The sequence below is a fragment of the Alkalihalobacillus pseudalcaliphilus genome (assembly GCF_028610675.1).
GTDB lineage: Bacteria > Bacillota > Bacilli > Bacillales > Bacillaceae_D > Alkalihalobacillus > Alkalihalobacillus pseudalcaliphilus.
Map to the genome: position 1 here is coordinate 1 of NZ_JAQQWS010000023.1, position 16570 is coordinate 16570.

The 16570-nt window shown below is 39.3% G+C and carries 18 protein-coding genes and 1 tRNA gene; 18 read left to right on the forward strand and 1 reads right to left on the reverse strand.

Annotation, left to right across the window (positions count from 1 at the left end):
* Positions 1–419 precede the first annotated feature (419 nt).
* A complete protein-coding gene (locus tag PQ479_RS21365; RefSeq protein WP_047990563.1) occupies positions 420–674 on the reverse strand; it encodes a hypothetical protein in 255 nt (84 codons plus the stop codon).
* A 381-nt stretch (positions 675–1055) separates the two neighbouring features.
* On the opposite strand from PQ479_RS21365, the gene spoVT reads away from it, so the two are divergent.
* The 18 genes from spoVT to hpt all read left to right on the forward strand — a co-directional run bounded on the left by spoVT (position 1056) and on the right by hpt (position 16552).
* A complete protein-coding gene (gene spoVT, locus PQ479_RS21370) occupies positions 1056–1595 on the forward strand; it encodes a stage V sporulation protein T (protein WP_047990564.1) in 540 nt (179 codons plus the stop codon).
* A 115-nt stretch (positions 1596–1710) separates the two neighbouring features.
* Entirely contained in the window at positions 1711–3309 is a 1599-nt protein-coding gene (locus PQ479_RS21375) for a putative polysaccharide biosynthesis protein (protein WP_053070530.1), read from the forward strand.
* A 10-nt stretch (positions 3310–3319) separates the two neighbouring features.
* Positions 3320–4783, forward strand: coding sequence for a bifunctional methyltransferase/pyrophosphohydrolase YabN (gene yabN, locus PQ479_RS21380; protein WP_047990565.1), 1464 nt, complete (start codon positions 3320–3322; stop codon positions 4781–4783).
* A gap of 12 nt (positions 4784–4795) precedes the next feature.
* Entirely contained in the window at positions 4796–5068 is a 273-nt protein-coding gene (locus tag PQ479_RS21385; protein ID WP_047990566.1) for an RNA-binding S4 domain-containing protein, read from the forward strand.
* 89 nt (positions 5069–5157) lie between these two features.
* Positions 5158–5736, forward strand: coding sequence for a GNAT family N-acetyltransferase (locus PQ479_RS21390; RefSeq protein ID WP_047990567.1), 579 nt, complete (start codon positions 5158–5160; stop codon positions 5734–5736).
* Positions 5737–5964: 228 nt separating this feature from the next.
* Positions 5965–6336 (forward strand): large conductance mechanosensitive channel protein MscL, encoded by a 372-nt coding sequence (gene mscL / locus PQ479_RS21395; protein ID WP_047990568.1) that lies wholly within the window; start codon positions 5965–5967, stop codon positions 6334–6336.
* 104 nt (positions 6337–6440) lie between these two features.
* A complete protein-coding gene (yabP, locus tag PQ479_RS21400; RefSeq protein ID WP_047990569.1) occupies positions 6441–6749 on the forward strand; it encodes a sporulation protein YabP in 309 nt (102 codons plus the stop codon).
* Positions 6746–7357, forward strand: a complete 612-nt coding sequence (yabQ, locus tag PQ479_RS21405; RefSeq protein ID WP_047990570.1) for a spore cortex biosynthesis protein YabQ — start codon at positions 6746–6748, stop codon at positions 7355–7357. The genes yabP and yabQ overlap by 4 nt, the downstream gene beginning before the upstream one ends.
* 5 nt (positions 7358–7362) lie before the next feature.
* Positions 7363–7749: an FtsB family cell division protein gene (locus tag PQ479_RS21410; protein WP_273717204.1), complete on the forward strand. Its 387-nt coding sequence runs from the start codon at positions 7363–7365 to the stop codon at positions 7747–7749.
* Between the two features lie 73 nt (positions 7750–7822).
* Entirely contained in the window at positions 7823–8302 is a 480-nt protein-coding gene (locus PQ479_RS21415; protein WP_047990572.1) for a S1 domain-containing RNA-binding protein, read from the forward strand.
* A 157-nt stretch (positions 8303–8459) separates the two neighbouring features.
* Positions 8460–8536, forward strand: a tRNA-Met gene (locus PQ479_RS21420).
* Positions 8537–9018: 482 nt separating this feature from the next.
* Positions 9019–11520 carry a stage II sporulation protein E gene (gene spoIIE / locus PQ479_RS21425; RefSeq protein ID WP_047990591.1) on the forward strand — a complete coding sequence of 834 codons (2502 nt, stop codon included), beginning with the start codon at positions 9019–9021 and terminating at the stop codon, positions 11518–11520.
* Positions 11521–11648: 128 nt separating this feature from the next.
* Positions 11649–12392 (forward strand): VWA domain-containing protein, encoded by a 744-nt coding sequence (locus PQ479_RS21430; RefSeq protein ID WP_047990574.1) that lies wholly within the window; start codon positions 11649–11651, stop codon positions 12390–12392.
* Positions 12352–13338: a serine/threonine protein kinase gene (locus PQ479_RS21435; protein WP_047990575.1), complete on the forward strand. Its 987-nt coding sequence runs from the start codon at positions 12352–12354 to the stop codon at positions 13336–13338. The genes PQ479_RS21430 and PQ479_RS21435 overlap by 41 nt, the downstream gene beginning before the upstream one ends.
* Before the next feature lie 26 nt (positions 13339–13364).
* Entirely contained in the window at positions 13365–14117 is a 753-nt protein-coding gene (locus PQ479_RS21440; protein WP_047990576.1) for a threonine/serine exporter family protein, read from the forward strand.
* A 21-nt stretch (positions 14118–14138) separates the two neighbouring features.
* Complete coding sequence (locus PQ479_RS21445; protein WP_047990577.1) at positions 14139–14588, forward strand: threonine/serine exporter family protein; 450 nt, start codon at positions 14139–14141, stop codon at positions 14586–14588.
* The gene (tilS, locus tag PQ479_RS21450; RefSeq protein WP_053070531.1) at positions 14569–16023 is read left to right on the forward strand and encodes a tRNA lysidine(34) synthetase TilS; all 1455 of its coding nucleotides are present in this window, start codon (positions 14569–14571) and stop codon (positions 16021–16023) included. Before PQ479_RS21445 ends, tilS begins: the two co-directional genes overlap by 20 nt.
* A complete protein-coding gene (gene hpt / locus PQ479_RS21455) occupies positions 16013–16552 on the forward strand; it encodes a hypoxanthine phosphoribosyltransferase (protein WP_047990578.1) in 540 nt (179 codons plus the stop codon). Before tilS ends, hpt begins: the two co-directional genes overlap by 11 nt.
* The last annotated feature ends 18 nt before the right edge of the window (positions 16553–16570 follow it).

The following is a 16570-nucleotide window of genomic DNA, read 5'->3' on the forward strand; positions in this document are numbered from 1 at the left end:
AACCTTGGAGTATCTGCACAAAGAGGCGGTTAATGTGCAGATACGGAGGCCAAACCTTGAAGTATCTGCACAAAGAGACGGTTAATGTACAGATACGGAGGCCAAACCTTGAAGTATCTGCACAAAGAAGGGGTTAATGTGCAGATAAGGAGGCCAAACCTTGGAGTATCTGCACAAAGAGGCGGTTAATGTGCAGATACGGAGGCAAAACCTTGGAGTATCTGCACAAAGAGGCGGTTAATGTGCAGATACGGAGGCCAAACCTTGAAGTATCTGCACAAAGAGGCGGTTAATGTGCAGATAAGGAAGCCAAGCCTTGGAGTATCTGCACAAAGAAGGGGTTAATGTACAGATACGGAGGCCAAACCTTGGAGTATAAATGGAAGTGAGGATTAGTCCTTTCCAACTCAGCTCTTGATTCAATTTGGTTTTGCTTCTTTATCTATTGGTCGTTCATTATTGTTTAAATCATTTTTTTGTATGAGAAGATCACTAACCGAGAAGCCTGCATCAACCGTAGCGGAGGGAATGAGGGCCGACTCCTGCAAGAGGAAAGGACAGGCTATAGATACACTTGCATAAGCAAGGTAGCTCAGCGCCCGCCGGAGGGTGCGTGCCCCCATTCCCGGAGCGATTTTAGAAGAAGAGTACATCACTTTTAGGGCAACTTTCATATAAAACCCACATGGCAAAGCCCGATGCACTTCGCCACCAACAAAGATGAAAGTAGTGGCGACTTTTTAAACAGTTGGCCCGTTTACAACTCGAACACCATCAGGAGTCAGCCGCACAAACAGAGAGCACTGTCCTGCTAAGGTCATTTATCGCGAGATGGATGACCAGCTAACTTCAAGGCACAAACTATCGCCCATAAGTAACTTTCATATAAAAGATCAAATGGAATTAAAATGTGAAAAACCCAAAAATCATGATCTATTTACGCAAATCGTGTATAGTTCTTCCAGTCTAGAAAGATAATAAAGGCAAGAACTGAAATGATTTACAGGGTTGTTACATCTAGGACATTACATCTTTAGAAAGTGAGGCATTACTGCATGAAAGCAACAGGAATTGTTCGCCGTATTGATGACTTAGGTCGAGTAGTTATCCCAAAGGAGATTCGCCGTACATTACGAATTAGAGAGGGCGACCCATTAGAAATTTTTGTCGACCGTGATGGTGAGGTCATTTTAAAAAAATACTCTCCTATATCTGAATTAGGTGATTTTGCGAAAGAATATGCAGAAGCACTTTATGATAGCTTAAAACACTATGTACTCATTGCAGATCGTGATACGTTTATTGCTGTCGCAGGTGCATCTAAGAAAGAGTACGCTAATAAGAGTGTCGGACAAATGATTGAGAAAGTTTTAGATGAGCGTCAAACAAAAGTCGAAACAAATGGTGGGGACTATCAACTTGTAGGTGAATATACAGAGGAACTAAAAGGAGTTGTGATTGCCCCGATTATTGCTAGTGGAGATCCGATTGGTGCTGTTGTCATCTTTAGTAAAGAACAATCCTTTTCAGGATCAGTGGAACAAAAGCTAGCAGAAACAGCCGCTAGTTTTCTCGCACGACAAATGGAACAATAAAAGTAGCTGCTTTAAGGTGAAAACTTTAAAGCAGCTTTTTTATTGTACTTAATCGCAAGGCGTTTCCAAACACGTTATAATAGAAATAAGTACTAAATGGAGGGAGATCTCTTTATTGAAGGTAGAAGATGCTCAAAGCCAAGAGGAATCGTTCTTAAAGGGTGCTATCCTCTTGTCTATGGCAGCGATTATCGCTAAATTACTAAGTGCTGCCTACCGAATTCCTTATCAGAATTTGGCGGGTGATTTAGGTTTTTATGTATACCAACAAATTTATCCTTTCTATGGATTAGTGGTTACTCTAGCTATGTATGGATTTCCAGTCGTTATTTCAAGACAAATGACTGAATATCGCTCGCGTGGACAAGAAGAAAAAGGAAAGCAGTTTCTAGCAATTTCTTTATTCAGCTTATCTCTTTTCTCTGTGTGTACGACGCTTTTTATGTTCTTTGGAGCACCGTGGCTCGCACAGTTAATGGGCGATAGTCATTTAACTGAGCCAATTCGTGCCATTAGTTTTGTGTTTTTATTGTTACCTCTTATTAGTGTCGGACGAGGTATTACCCAAAGTGAGCAAAATATGGTACCGACCGCTTTGTCGCAAGTAAGTGAACAATTTATCCGTGTTATCGGAATTTTATTATTTGCTTTCCTCCTTATACAGCTAGGCTATGGACCGTATGGTGCAGGAATAGGAGCTGCGTTCGGTTCATTAGCAGGTTCATTTGTGGCAGGGATCATCCTGTTACTTTCTATACGGAAAGTGAAGGTTAGAACGTATTTCACGGCGAAAAGAATGACTAGTTATCAATTTTTCTCCTATACGTTCCGTTTTTTTAAACAAAGTTTATTTATATGTATGGGGGCGTTGACGTTCATCTGGTTTCAGTTTGTCGATGTTTTTTCAATGATTCCGCTACTAAACCAATATGGACTTTCTTCCAATGAAGCCTTTTACATAAAAGCTTTATATGATCGTGGACAACCTATTTTGCAAATGGGGACGATTATAACAACGACGTTTGCATTAGCTTTAGTTCCGTTATTAACCAATGCACGAATGTTGAAGGAACATAGTCGGGTTCGTTTTTATCAAGGCTTGACCTGGCGTTTAACGATTTTAATTGCGGGTGCAGCTACGATAGGTTTATGGGTAATTATTGAGCCATTGAATGCTATGTTATTTATGGATCGGGCAGGTAGTGAGGTGATTAAGATTTATATGCTATCTGTTTTTGTTGGCGCCATTTATATGACAGGGGCAGCCATCTTACAAGGACACGGTTATGTACATATACCCGCTATAGCGGTTTTCGTCGGGGTAGGAGCGAAGCTTAGCTTTAATTTATTGTTAATCCCAATTTATGGTTCAAGCGGCGCAGCTTGGTCAACGGTACTTGCTTTAGTGGTTATGGCTTGCAGTGTCCTGTATGGTATATATAAATTAAACAATGGGTTTCTAGGAAGGCTTAGACCTTATCGTTGGCTGTTCTTATCTCTGGTAACGATGTTGGTGGCTACAAGCGTCTGGCAATCTTTTTTAAGCACGAAGCTTGAGCCCACTCGAATACATGATACAATATTAACACTAACAACTGTTACCATTGGAATTATCACGATGGTGCTTATGATCTGGATACTCCCTATTTTTAATGCCAAGGAATGGAGTGCCATACCGGTTTTAAATAAATGGAATGTTAAGAATAAGAAATAAGGTGAATAAGATGAAAAAAATGGCAGTTCTAGGGTTAGGTGCTGGTGATTTAGAGCAAATGCCACTCGGGCTATATCGTAAAATACAAACAGCTAAAAAGCTCTATGTCCGTACAGCCGACCACCCTGCAGTCCAAGCGTTAATAAAGGAAGGCATTGAGATTGAGTCGTTTGATTCTATCTATGAAGGTCACGAGCAATTCGAGGATGTTTATGAAGCCATCGTCCGCGAGCTTTTGTTGAATGCGAAAGAGGAAGAGGTTATATATGCGGTACCTGGACATCCATTTGTTGCTGAGCGGACGGTGCAGTTGCTTGTTGAGGCAGAACGTAACGGTGACATTGAAATAGACTTCTTAGGTGGACAGAGTTTTTTAGATGATATGTATACGGCCTTTAAAATCGATCCGATTGATGGCTTACAAATACTTGATGGCACTTCATTAAAAAAAGAGGAGGTGCAAATTCGTCATCATCTCATTATTGTCCAAGTCTATGATGCATTTATAGCTTCAGAAGTTAAGTTAACGTTAATGGAGCGGTTAGCTGACGATTACCCCGTGTATATTGCGACAGCGGTAGGTTCAAAGAATGAGGTTATTGAAAAGGTACCTTTGTATGAGTTGGATCGTGTAACGACTTTAAATAATTTAACAGCTGTATATGTGCCACCTGTAGAAAAGGAAGAGCATTTATATCGCGATTTCCATTATTTCAGAGAAGTCATTGCTACTTTACGAGGGCCAAACGGCTGTCCTTGGGATCAAAAACAAACCCATCAATCATTAAAGCGATATTTGATCGAAGAAGCCTATGAGTTGCTTGATGCGATTGATCAAGATGATGATGAGCATATCGTTGAGGAACTAGGGGACGTGCTTTTACAAGTCATGCTGCACGCTCAAATTGGTGAGGATGACGGTTTATTTACCGTTGATGATGTGATTGCAGCGATAACAGAAAAGATGATTCGCAGACACCCTCATGTGTTTAGCTCAGTTGACGTGGATAATGAAGAAGAAGTCATACAAAATTGGGAAGCGATTAAACAAGAGGAGAAAGGGAATAGAGAAAAGCAAACATCTTATTTTTCCGACATTCCCTTATCACTTCCAGGTTTGTTGTATGCTTTTGATATTCAGAAAAAAGCGGCCAAAGTTGGCTTCGACTGGTCTGAACCTGCACCGATTTGGATGAAGCTGCAAGAAGAGATTGGCGAATTTTTAATAGAAGCAAAAGCTGGTTCGAAAGAGCGGATGCAAGCAGAATTTGGTGATATATTATTTGTGCTTGTTAATTTAGCGCGTCATTATGATATTCTTCCAGAAATGGCTCTGCGCAGTACGAGCGAAAAATTCATCAACCGATTTAATGAAGTATATAGTCAAGTAACAGAAATGGGTAAACAGATGGAAGATGTATCACTTGAAGAAATGGATGTTATTTGGGAGCAAAGTAAAAGAAAATATGAATAGAGGGTGAACGTGATGAGGTTAGATAAATTTTTAAAAGTATCCCGCCTAATCAAAAGACGAACGTTAGCAAAAGAGATTTGTGATAAAGGGCGCATACTTGTGAATGGTCAAGTCGCAAAGGCCGGTACCAATGTTAAGCCGAGCGACGAATTGGAAGTGAAGTTTGGACAGAAGACCGTCGTTGTCCGTGTCGACGAGATTAAAGAAATGGTGAGAAAAGAAGAGGCTGCGATGATGTACACGATTATCAAAGAAGAGGCCGTAACACCTTCAGAGCCATTTTAATGACTAATAACATAATGTATCATTAAAGGAATACCTTTCAGTATAAGATCATTTCCATTTTCGAATTTAGCGAGGATTGGGGGTATTCGATGACTGTAAGGATTCCTTTTTTCTATCACCTCCCTGAGATTGATACACCTCGGATGACTTTAAGACAATTTGAACGACGTGATGCGAGGAAAATAGTGGAGTTAACGAATGGACGTAGTAACCATTTCCATAAAGATAAGTGGCGTCAGCTTACTTATTTGTCAGAACAGTATATTGCCCATATGCTCAGATGTTATAAAATTGGGCAACCGGCCCCATGGGCTATGGTTGATAAGCAAACGAGCTATGTAATAGGTGTGTGTGGATATGTTGATTGGGACCGCGACTTGGCTCGTGCTGAAATTGGCTTTGAATTAGATCCGAGTTTTTGGAGAAAAGGCTGGATGACGGAGGCGTTACAGGCTATTATTCCTTATGGCTTTCAACATTGCCAGCTTCAGGAGCTCTACGCTAAATGTCTTGAAGTGAATATCCCTTCCAAAAAACTATTAAAAAAAGTAGGAATGGTAAGAATAGAGAGACAGAAAAGTTATCTTTGGAAAGAACAGAGGTATGAATGGGTGGAGTATTATCGAATGAGTCGCAAAGAGTACGAAGAGCGCAGGGCGGGTTTGTAGTGGAAAAGTAGAAGTAGCACTAGAATCGTGTACTAAAAGTTGTGTAGCTTTGTAGGAAGAGCGAGGGAGCAACAACTGTACTGCGCAGGAAGCGGTTGTAATGTTGTAGGATAAGTGGAGAATTAACAACATGACAGGCTAAAAACAGTAACGTAGAGTTGTAGGGAAAACAAGAAGTAACCATAAAATCACTGGAAAAGCCGTCTAGGATTGTAGGAGGAGATAGAGATGTGGAGTGAGTTTAAGGAGTTTGCTATTAAAGGTAATGTTGTCGATTTAGCGGTAGCTGTTGTAATTGCTGGGGCTTTTGGAGCTATTACAACGGCACTTGTTGACAATATTATTATGCCATTCGCTGGCGTACTTATTGGTGGGGTGGACTTTACCAGTTTAAGCTATTTTGTAGGTGATGCAGAAATTCAATACGGGTTGTTTATTCAAGCCATTGTTGATTTCTTTATTATTGCTTTAGCGTTATTTGTTTTTGTCAAAGTCATTACTCGACTACAACGTAAACAAGAAGTGGAAGAAGAGATAGAGGAGGAAGTAGACCCTCAATTAGAGCTCCTTACTGAAATTCGTGACTTATTAAAAAAATAATAACTGCAAATAGAACAAGCTTATTCTATGAATTAGGATAGCTTGTTCTATTTCTTTTCTCGTATTCATAAATTGTAACAAAGGAAGTACGAGGAGGAGATAAGATGGACCAATATCAATTTGGGGCACCAATGGGCCATGAGCGACAATCTAATGATCATGATGTTATTTTAAAAAGCCGAAAGCAATTAGATATTACCGGAGTTAAACAAGTGGAAAGCTTTGATAATGAAGAATTTTTGTTAGAGACGGTTATGGGATTTTTATCGGTACGTGGTCAAAATTTGCATATGAAAAATTTAAATGTGGAGCAGGGGATCGTATCGATTGAAGGGAAGATTTTTGATTTTGTTTACCTTGATCAGAGTGGTCAAGATAAATCTAAAGGCTTTTTTGGGAAGTTATTTAAGTGAGTCTAACGGTACAACTTTACACGATGCTATCAATGACGGCGTTTGGCCTTTGGGTGGGAGCGTCGATTGATACGTATCGTCGATTTACGAGGGAACGGTCCTCCTTCCATTGGTTAACCGCATTAAATGATGTTGTTTTTTGGCTGCTGCAGGGCTGCTTACTCTTTTTTGTCTTGCTGCAAGTGAACTTTGGAGAAATTCGATTTTATGTTTTTGTAGCAATACTTTGCGGTTATGCAGCTTATCAAGCATTGTGCCAAAAGTTATATGTAAAACTATTAAATAAGACGATTCAAGCTGTTATTTCGATCTATCATTTTGTCGTCAAGCTTTTGACAATCTTATTCATCAACCCAATAAAATTCGTATTGAAACTCCTTTATTCGTTATGTATGATGTTAGTAACTACTTGTCTGTCTGTTACCCTTTATGTTCTAAATTTGGTTTGGAAGCTTCTAAAAGGGGTATTAAATATTATCTTAAAAGTGACGATGTTATATAAGATAACGGACAAACTCTCAATTTGGATACAACCATACGTAAAAAAAATACAGGAATTCTTAACGAAGATGTGGAATAAGTGGAGGATTCGCAAAAAGAAAGACTAGAGGTGATGAAATTGGTTTCAAAGCGTCATTCGGCAGTTCGAGATATGGATACAGCGTATAAGCAGCAAAGGGAAATGGAGTTAGATGTAGCAAGAAAGAAAAGAAGGGGCTTGGTTAAGCGTTTATCGGCTCTTGGTGCCATTAGTGTGGTTTTAGCACTAATAGGAGGTGTGATGCTCTTTAATCAATTGACTCTCGCCTCTGAAAAACAGGAACAGAAAGTAGCATTAGAACAAAAGCTAGAAAGCTTATTAGCTGAAGAACAGTTTCTAGAGCAAGAAATTATTAACTATAACGATCCCGATTATATTGCTGAAATTGCGAGGCGAGATTTATTTTATACAAAAGAAGGCGAAATACTTTTTACACTACCTAAAACATCGACAGATTGACACATTTTTTTATCTTCGGGTATAATATATCAAAATGAACATTTCTAGATTTCTAAGGAGGATCTATTTTTTCATGTCAATCGAAGTAGGCAGCAAATTACAGGGTAAGGTTACAGGAATCACTCATTTTGGAGCGTTTGTCGAGCTGCCGGGTGGTTCAACAGGCCTTGTTCATATCAGTGAAGTGGCTGATAATTATGTTAAGGATATTAACGAGTTTCTTAAGGTTGGTGACGAAGTACAAGTTAAGGTTGTAAACGTCGAAAAGGATGGCAAGATTGGTTTATCAATTCGTAAGGCGGTTGACAGACCAGAGGGTTCAGAACGCCCAGAGCGACCTGAACGACCAAGTCGTCCGCAACGACCAGCTCGTCCAAGTCGTCCTTATCAATCTCAGCAACGATCTCAAGGTCAAGGAGCACGTAATCATCGTCCGGGACCATCTTTTGAAGATAAGGTGAGTCGATTCTTAAAGGATAGCGAAGAACGCTTAACGACATTAAAGCGTCAAACGGACTCAAAGCGTGGTGGCCGAGGAGCTCGTAGGGGCTAATTTGTTGCCAGATCCTATTTTTTTTATAAATGAGAGAGGGGTCAATGTGTTGACTTCTCTTTTTTATATGAAAAGTTTATAATTAATTAAAAATAGGATTGACTCAGTGTAACTAATGGTGTATATTAATATTTGTCGCTAACGACATGATGCATATGGCGGTGTAGCTCAGCTGGCTAGAGCGTACGGTTCATACCCGTGAGGTCGGGGGTTCGATCCCCTCCGCCGCTACCATATTCTAAACATTACCTTCATCGAGGATAGATGAAGTTTTTTTGTGTTTTTTATGATAACCACGTACGCGGCGATGAAGCGAGAAAACGAGTGATTGATGCGGTGCAAATGGAGATACGCGGCGATGAAGCGAGAAAACCAAGGAGTCAATGCGGTGCAAATCAAATCTGAAGCAATAAAAATAGAAACCGAGCACTCAATACCGAGTAAATGCTCCGAGCAAATTGCAAAATGCTGGGTCAAGCCTATCAAAAATAAATATTCCAACTTTCTCTCCTCAGTTTTCATCAGTAAACGTACAAATTCCCTAATATATTTTCTGATTTTTTTGTTTATTGTGCGTGCTGCTGTGTTTTCAAGTGAAAAAGAGCCGAATGACGTCGAACATTTTTTTGTTTCGACGTTGTTTTTTTGACAAAATCTAAAAGTTTTATCTGTTTATAATGTAACCACATTTCAAAAAAGGATGGTGGTTGTTAATGATGAAAAGAATGACTAAGGAATTGTTTAATTTTAATAGAGGTGCGCTTGTTTATGAAAAAGCGACGAATGGTTTTGAGGTCATGGCGATGAGAACGGAAGCCTTTATAAATAAATTATTGTATCAGTGGGGATTATTAGTTGTGATTGTTGGTTTTTTATTAGGACGAGCTATGATATTAACAGAGCTGACTCCGTTTGTGCTCCCTTTTTTAGCAGCGGTTTTTATGATCAAACGAGAACGAACGGGGGTGGCAGCAATCTCGTTACTAGCAGGGGCCCTCCTCAGTTATCATGGTGAAGTCGTTTTTGTTTTGTGTGCTATACTATCGTATTTCCTAATACAAAAGATAGTCATGAAGTTTTTCGATGACCCTATCAAGGTTTTACCGTATACCGTATTTGTAACAAGTATAGCGACAAGGCTTGCACTTGTCTTTATTATAGATGGTACTATTACGAATTATGCACTTATGATGGCGACTGTAGAAGCTGGACTAAGCTTTATATTGACGATGATTTTTATGCAAAGCGTTCCATTAGTTACTTCTAAAAAGCTTCAACACCCACTACGTAATGAAGAGATTATTTGTTTAATCATATTACTAGCCTCCGTGATGACCGGAACGGTAGGGTGGGTATTTTATGATATGACGATTGAACATGTTCTCGCACGTTATTTAGTGTTAGTCTTTGCTTTTATAGGAGGGGCTGCGATCGGTTCAACTGTTGGTGTTGTAACAGGGCTAATTTTGAGTTTAGCTAGTGTGGCAAGCTTGTATCAAATGAGTCTCCTTGCTTTTGCTGGTCTACTTGGGGGTCTATTAAAAGAAGGTAAAAAGGTAGGTGTGGCGATAGGTTTATTAGTAGGAACTTTATTAATTGGAATGTATGGTGATGGGGCGGCTAATTTGTCAGCAACCCTCTTAGAGTCTTTAGTGGCTATATTAATCTTTATGATGACGCCAAAAGAAATGATCTCTAAGCTCGCCAGGTATATTCCAGGTACAACTGAATACACCAAAGAACAACAACAGTATTTGAAGAAAATTAGAGATGTTACGGCAGGGCGTGTGGAACAATTTTCAACGCTATTCCAGACGCTGTCACAAAGTTTCCAAACAGGGGGGCAGGTTGTTGATACATTTGATGAGGAGGAACGCCAGCTAGACCAATTTTTAAGTCAAGTCACAGAAAAAACGTGCCAAACTTGCTTTAAAAAAGAAAGGTGCTGGGTTCAAAATTTCTCAAAAACATATGATTCCATGCAAAAGTTAATGGATGAAACAGAGAGAAACGGGACTATTAAAGATAAGATGTTACAGTCAGAGTGGAAGAAATATTGTATCCGTCCTGATCGAGTGATTGATACGATCAAACAAGAGCATAGTTTGTTTATCGTCAATCAAAAATTAAGGAAGCAGGTGATGGAAAGTCAGAAACTAGTAGCTGATCAACTGTTAGGTGTATCGAGGGTAATGGGTGACTTTGCTAAGGAGATACAAAAAGAAAAACAATCGTATCCTCGCCAGGAGGAGGGTATTTTAGATGCATTAAGAAGTGTAGGTCTTGAGGTCGGACATGTAGATGTCATTAGTTTAGACAAGGGTAATGTTCAAATTGATATGAGTATAGCCTTTGATGATGGACATGGTCAATATGAAAAAGTAATTGCACCGATGCTGTCAGATTTATTAAATGAAACCGTTATGGTGAATGAGGAGGAGCGTTCGGTCTATGCGAATGGATATAGCCATGTTAGTTTTGTCTCAGCGAAGAAATTCGTCGTAGAAACGGGGGTTGCACATGTTGCTAAAGGAGGAGCATGGATATCAGGTGATAGTTATTCGACGATTGATCTTGGTGCTGGGAAGCATGCTATAGCGATAAGTGATGGGATGGGTAATGGAGAGAAGGCACATTTTGAAAGCAATGAAACACTGCAGCTACTACAGAAAATCTTGCAATCAGGCATTGAGGAAACCGTGGCAATTAAATCTGTCAATTCGGTTCTATCAATACGTAATAATGATGAGATGTTCTCTACGCTTGATTTAGCAATGATTGATTTACATGATGCTCATGCGAAATTTTTGAAAATCGGGTCGATACCAAGCTTCATTAAGCGAGGGCAGCAAGTCATTAAAGTGGAGGCTAGTAATCTACCGATGGGTATTATACAGGAATTTGATGTGGAGGTTGTCTCAGAGCAACTTAAGCCAGGTGATACCCTAATTATGATGAGTGATGGGATTTTGGAAGCTCCTAGACATGTCGAAAATAAAGATGCTTGGATTAAGCGTCTGATTCAAGAATTGACGACGTCGGATCCACAGGAAGTAGCAGATGTCATTTTAGAAAAAGTCATTCGCTCTGGAAAAGGTGCGATAGAGGACGATATGACGATTGTTGTTTCTCAAGTTAGGAGTAATACGCCAAAGTGGGCATCGATTCCTATCTATAAACAAAAGCCTACAAGAGCATTAAAAAGAAAAGCACAATAAAGCAGCTAACTAGAGATTGTGGTCGTTTGTTTCATTGCTTTAAAAACTTGTAAAATCAACATGAGAAGGTATATTTCCCTTTCTAGTGGTTAAGGATGTTAACAATGATGGACTAGGAGGGGAAAAGAATGTCTGAAGGAACATTAAGGCAAATTTTATTGATCACGGATGGTCACTCTAATGAAGGAGAAGATCCCGTTGCGGTAGCGGCACTCGCTCATGAGCAGAGTATTATCGTTAATGTCATTGGTATTGTTGATGAAAACCATTTACATGAGCAAGGCATGCAAGAGATTGAGAATATTTCTAGTGCGGGTGGTGGTGTTAGTCAGATTGTTTATGCGAAGCAATTGGCTAAAACGGTTCAAATGGTCACGCGAAAAGCAATGACTCAAACGATCCATGGTGTTATTAACAAAGAGCTAAGTCAAATATTAGGAAAGTCACAGGAGCTTGAGGATTTACCACCTGATAAACGTGGTGAAGTGATGGAGGTTGTTGATGACTATAGTGAAAAAGTGAAACTTGAGGTTCTAATTCTAGTAGATACGAGTGCCAGTATGAGAGATAAGCTTCCGATGGTGCAAGAAGCATTAACGGATTTATCGGTAAGTCTAACTTCGCGTATCGGTGAGAATCAATTTGCTCTTTATTCATTTCCTGGGAAAAGAAAAGCGGTGGAGCGGTTAATGGATTGGACACCAAGACTAGGTGCTTTAACTGGTATTTTTCATAAGCTGTCATCTGGTGGGGTCACACCAACAGGACCTGCTTTAAAAGAAGTAATGAATTATTTTAAGAGAGGTCGCACGAGAAGGAGTTTGATGGAAAGTGATAGGGAACAACAGCTTTTTGAAGGATCAGGAAACTAACTTACCATCAGGCTTTCGTATTGAAGGAAAATGGCATGGACATACGTATATCATTAGGAAAAAATTAGGCGCTGGTGCGACAGGTACGGTTTATTTGGCGGAAAACAATCTGTCGCAAATTGTTGCCGTAAAAATCGCAACGGATAGTATGAATATTACCTCGGAGGTTAATGTCTTAAAGCGCTTTTCAAAAATAAAAGACAAAAAATTAGGTCCGACTTTGATGGATGTTGATGATTTTGTAACGGCTAAGGGCAATCTACCATTTTATGTGATGGAATATGTGAAAGGTCAGCCTATCATTGATTATATGAAAGGGAAGGGTGCTGAATGGCTTGGGTTGCTAGTTATTCAGCTTTTAGGTGATCTTGAGCATTTACATCGAGAGGGATGGGCATTTGGAGATCTTAAACCAGATAATTTATTAGTCGTGGATGCACCTGTCAGAGCTAGGTGGATTGATGTAGGAGGTATCACATTACTCGGTCGTGCGATCAAAGAGTTTACGGAATTTTATGATCGTGGCTATTGGGGCCTCGGTACGAGAAAAGCCGAACCAAGCTATGATTTGTTTGCTGTTGCAATGGTTATGATCCATTGTGAGTATGGAGACCGTTTTGAGAAGACGAAGGAACCACCATTATCCTTATTTGAAAAGAAAATCAATCAAAGAGATCATTTGAAGATATTCAAGCCTGTTTTGTTAAAGGCATTAACGGGTAAATATGGGCGTGCCATTGATATGAAAGAGGATTTGGTGAAGATCGTAGCAAGACCAAATAAGGACAAGCGAACGAAAATGAAGAAAGTAAAAGTATCCGCTGGAGCAAAATCAAGCAATCAACAGCGAAAAAAGCGAAAACCTTCTTTTCTTGTGGAAATATTTCTTGTGATTACTTTAATTATCTTTGGATATATCCTATACTTATTTGGACAAATGATGTGAACAATACGATTGGAGGGATTTTATCCATGAAAGCTGATCGTATGATGGATATATGCTTATTAGCTGGCGAAATCATGCTAACGTATGGAGCAGAGACTTACAGAGTGGAAGAAACATTAGAACGAATGGCAAAGGCTTGTCATTTTAAAAATGTTCATTGCTTTGTTATGACAACAGGTATCTTTTTGTCTTTTGAAGAAAAAGGAAAAGGCGATGTCATGCAGATGGTTCGTGTCGATGATAGGCTACAGGATTTGAATAAGATTGCTTTAGTGAACCAAGTATCCCGTGAGCTTGTATCTGGTCAAATAAATGGTGACAAAGCTTGGAAAAAGCTAAAGGATATTGCTAAGAGGAAAGTTTATTATCCACCTTATTTGATTCATATTGCTTCGGGAGTAGCGGGAGGTACTTTTTCCTATTTATTTGGCGGTAATGCTTACGATGCTATACCAGCGTTTTTTGCGGGTTTTTCAGCCAGCTGGATTTTGTTATTTTTTCAAGAGTACTTCCAAGTTCGATTTTTTGCTGAATTTATGGCTGCTTTTTTAGGGGGAGCTGTCGCTATTGTATTAGTCATTATAGGGATCGGAGAAAATGTCGATCAGGTAATTATTGGTACGTTGATGCCTTTAGTTCCCGGTATTCCTTTAACAAATGCGGTTAGGGATTTAATGTCGGGTGATTTAATTGCTGGTTTATCACGAGGGGCGGAGACTTTTATAACGGCATTGTCGATTGCCACAGGAATTGCTCTGGCCATTGCCTTATTGTTATAGACCATACGAGAGGTGATCGATATGCTTATTGAATTCATTGTTTGTTATTTTGCTGTTGTTGCTTTTGGAATTATTTTTAATGGGCCGATTCGTATGATCTGGATTGGTGGTGTGATTGGAGCTATTTCGTGGTTAATATATTCGACATTACCTACCTTTGATATTTCTTTTGTATTTGCAACAGCGGTAGCGTCATTAACGGCGGCAACCTGCTCCCATCTACTAGCGAAATGGCTACGTGTACCGGTTACGATGTTTAGTATACAAGGGATTATCCCTCTTGTCCCAGGAAGCAAAGCGTATTATACGATGTTGGCGTTTTTGGACGGTGAATACATAGAGGGCATTCAAATAGGCATTGATACGATGCTACAAGCTGGAGCGATTGCAGCAGGTCTCGTTTTTGCCTTAGCGATTTTTTCATTCGGTAAAGGAGGAATAGGTCAACGCTATGAGGCAAAGCGTCCATAATTTTATAGAGAAAAACCGATTTTTTACATATATTGATCGTGTGTTTGTCGCCATTTCAGGTGGGCCAGACTCGATGGCATTATTGCACTACTTATGGACGCACCGTGACCAATGGAATATATCGGTTGAGGCTGTTCATATTAATCATCAACTGCGAGCCGATGAAGCGGATGCAGATGAAGCATTCGTACGGGAAGAATGTCAAGAGTATGGCATACCTCTCACGGTTCAGAAAGTAGATGTCACAAGTTATGCTAATATGAACGGCATGGCAACGCAGTTAGCTGCACGTGAATTGCGGTATAAATGTTTCACAGCTTTATGTGAGAATGAAAGAACGGCAATTGTAACAGCACATCATGGTGATGATCAAATTGAAACCGTAATGATGAAAATCGTCCGAGGCTATTTACCCTTACAGGGGATAGGAATAAAAGCTGTCCGTTCTTTAGGAAATGGTTATCTTATCCGCCCTTTTTTAGGAATAACAAAGGAAAAAATAGAGAATTATTGTAAAGAAGAGCATGTGCACTACCGTATTGATTCTAGCAATCATTCCGATAAATATACGAGGAACCGTTATCGAAAAGAATTATTACCTTTTATAAAAAAAGAGAACGCTCAAGCACATGTACAAATACAGAGGCAAGTAGAGTGGAATCAAGATGATCAAGCATTCTTAGAACGACTTGCAGAGGATGCGCAGGCGAAAGTGACAGAAAGTCAAACAGAAACGTCTGTGACAATTTCTCAAGTGTTATTTCTCCAATTAAGCATCCCTTTACAAAGAAGAGTGATTCATCTAATATTAAATTATCTTTACAATTATAACTCACCATTTATTTCCTCTATACATATTGAGCAAATCATCGATTTATTAAACGATACGCATCCATCCAAAAAGTTGGATGTTCGTAACGGTCTAATTGTGAGTCGTGATTATCAAGTGTGTCATTTTTCAAAAACCGATTCATATCATAAGGAGACAGGCTTTCAAACGGCATTATTATATAAAGGTTCTGTACAAACAGCTTTAGGAGAAATTTCGGCTTATCCGTTTAAGGATCAAAACGAAACGGACAGGGTAGGTTCGAAATTAATTATTTTATCTAAAGATGTAACTTTTCCGCTAATGGTGCGGTCACGTTTGCCAGGAGATCGTATTGAAGCGAAGGGAATGGCGGGCTCGAAAAAGTTAACGAGACTCTTTATTGACCGTAAGATTAGCCAATCTTTACGTGATGAATGGCCGGTTGTAGTGGATGCGGATGGTTCTATTATTTGGGTTCCGCTTTTAATGGTATCAAGAAAAGTGGAACATCAAACACAAACGGAAGCAAATAGGATTGTATTAAGGTTCAAGCCCGCTGATTCGGCCATACCATTAATCAATCGTCATTTAACAGGAGGGTCACAAGAAATTGATGAGAGATGAGATTAAAGAAATACTTATTACAGAAGAAGAAATCCAAGAGAAAGTAAAGGAACTTGGAAAAGCGATTACTGACGAATACCAAGATAAATTTCCTTTAATGATTGGTGTACTAAAAGGTGCTATGCCATTTATGGCTGATCTATCAAAACGTATTGATACACATATAGAAATGGACTTTATGGATGTTTCTAGCTATGGTAAAGGAATCGTATCTTCAGGAGAAGTTAAAATTATTAAGGATCTCGATGCCTCTGTAGAAGGACGAGACATTCTTATTGTAGAAGATATTATTGACAGTGGATTAACTTTAAGTTATTTGATTAAACTATTCCATTATAGGAAAGCTAAGTCTGTCAAGGTTGTTACTTTGTTAGACAAGCCAGATGGAAGAAAGGTGGATTTAGTCCCTGATATTACTGGTTTTACCGTACCCGATGCTTTTGTAGTCGGCTATGGCTTAGATTACGCAGAACGTTACCGTAACCTCCCTTATATAGGTGTTTTAAAACCAGAAATTTATGAGTCTTAATATTTGTGAACGATATAA

Coding starts and splice junctions, on each gene's coding strand:
- PQ479_RS21365 (WP_047990563.1), bottom strand. CDS start 674: ATGAAAGTTGCCCTAAAAGTGATGTACTCTTCTTCTAAAATCGCTCCG.
- spoVT (WP_047990564.1), top strand. CDS start 1,056: ATGAAAGCAACAGGAATTGTTCGCCGTATTGATGACTTAGGTCGAGTA.
- yabN (WP_047990565.1), top strand. CDS start 3,320: ATGAAAAAAATGGCAGTTCTAGGGTTAGGTGCTGGTGATTTAGAGCAA.
- PQ479_RS21385 (WP_047990566.1), top strand. CDS start 4,796: ATGAGGTTAGATAAATTTTTAAAAGTATCCCGCCTAATCAAAAGACGA.
- PQ479_RS21390 (WP_047990567.1), top strand. CDS start 5,158: ATGACTGTAAGGATTCCTTTTTTCTATCACCTCCCTGAGATTGATACA.
- mscL (WP_047990568.1), top strand. CDS start 5,965: ATGTGGAGTGAGTTTAAGGAGTTTGCTATTAAAGGTAATGTTGTCGAT.
- yabP (WP_047990569.1), top strand. CDS start 6,441: ATGGACCAATATCAATTTGGGGCACCAATGGGCCATGAGCGACAATCT.
- PQ479_RS21410 (WP_273717204.1), top strand. CDS start 7,363: ATGAAATTGGTTTCAAAGCGTCATTCGGCAGTTCGAGATATGGATACA.
- PQ479_RS21415 (WP_047990572.1), top strand. CDS start 7,823: ATGTCAATCGAAGTAGGCAGCAAATTACAGGGTAAGGTTACAGGAATC.
- spoIIE (WP_047990591.1), top strand. CDS start 9,019: ATGAAAAGAATGACTAAGGAATTGTTTAATTTTAATAGAGGTGCGCTT.
- PQ479_RS21430 (WP_047990574.1), top strand. CDS start 11,649: ATGTCTGAAGGAACATTAAGGCAAATTTTATTGATCACGGATGGTCAC.
- PQ479_RS21440 (WP_047990576.1), top strand. CDS start 13,365: ATGAAAGCTGATCGTATGATGGATATATGCTTATTAGCTGGCGAAATC.
- PQ479_RS21445 (WP_047990577.1), top strand. CDS start 14,139: ATGCTTATTGAATTCATTGTTTGTTATTTTGCTGTTGTTGCTTTTGGA.
- tilS (WP_053070531.1), top strand. CDS start 14,569: ATGAGGCAAAGCGTCCATAATTTTATAGAGAAAAACCGATTTTTTACA.
- hpt (WP_047990578.1), top strand. CDS start 16,013: ATGAGAGATGAGATTAAAGAAATACTTATTACAGAAGAAGAAATCCAA.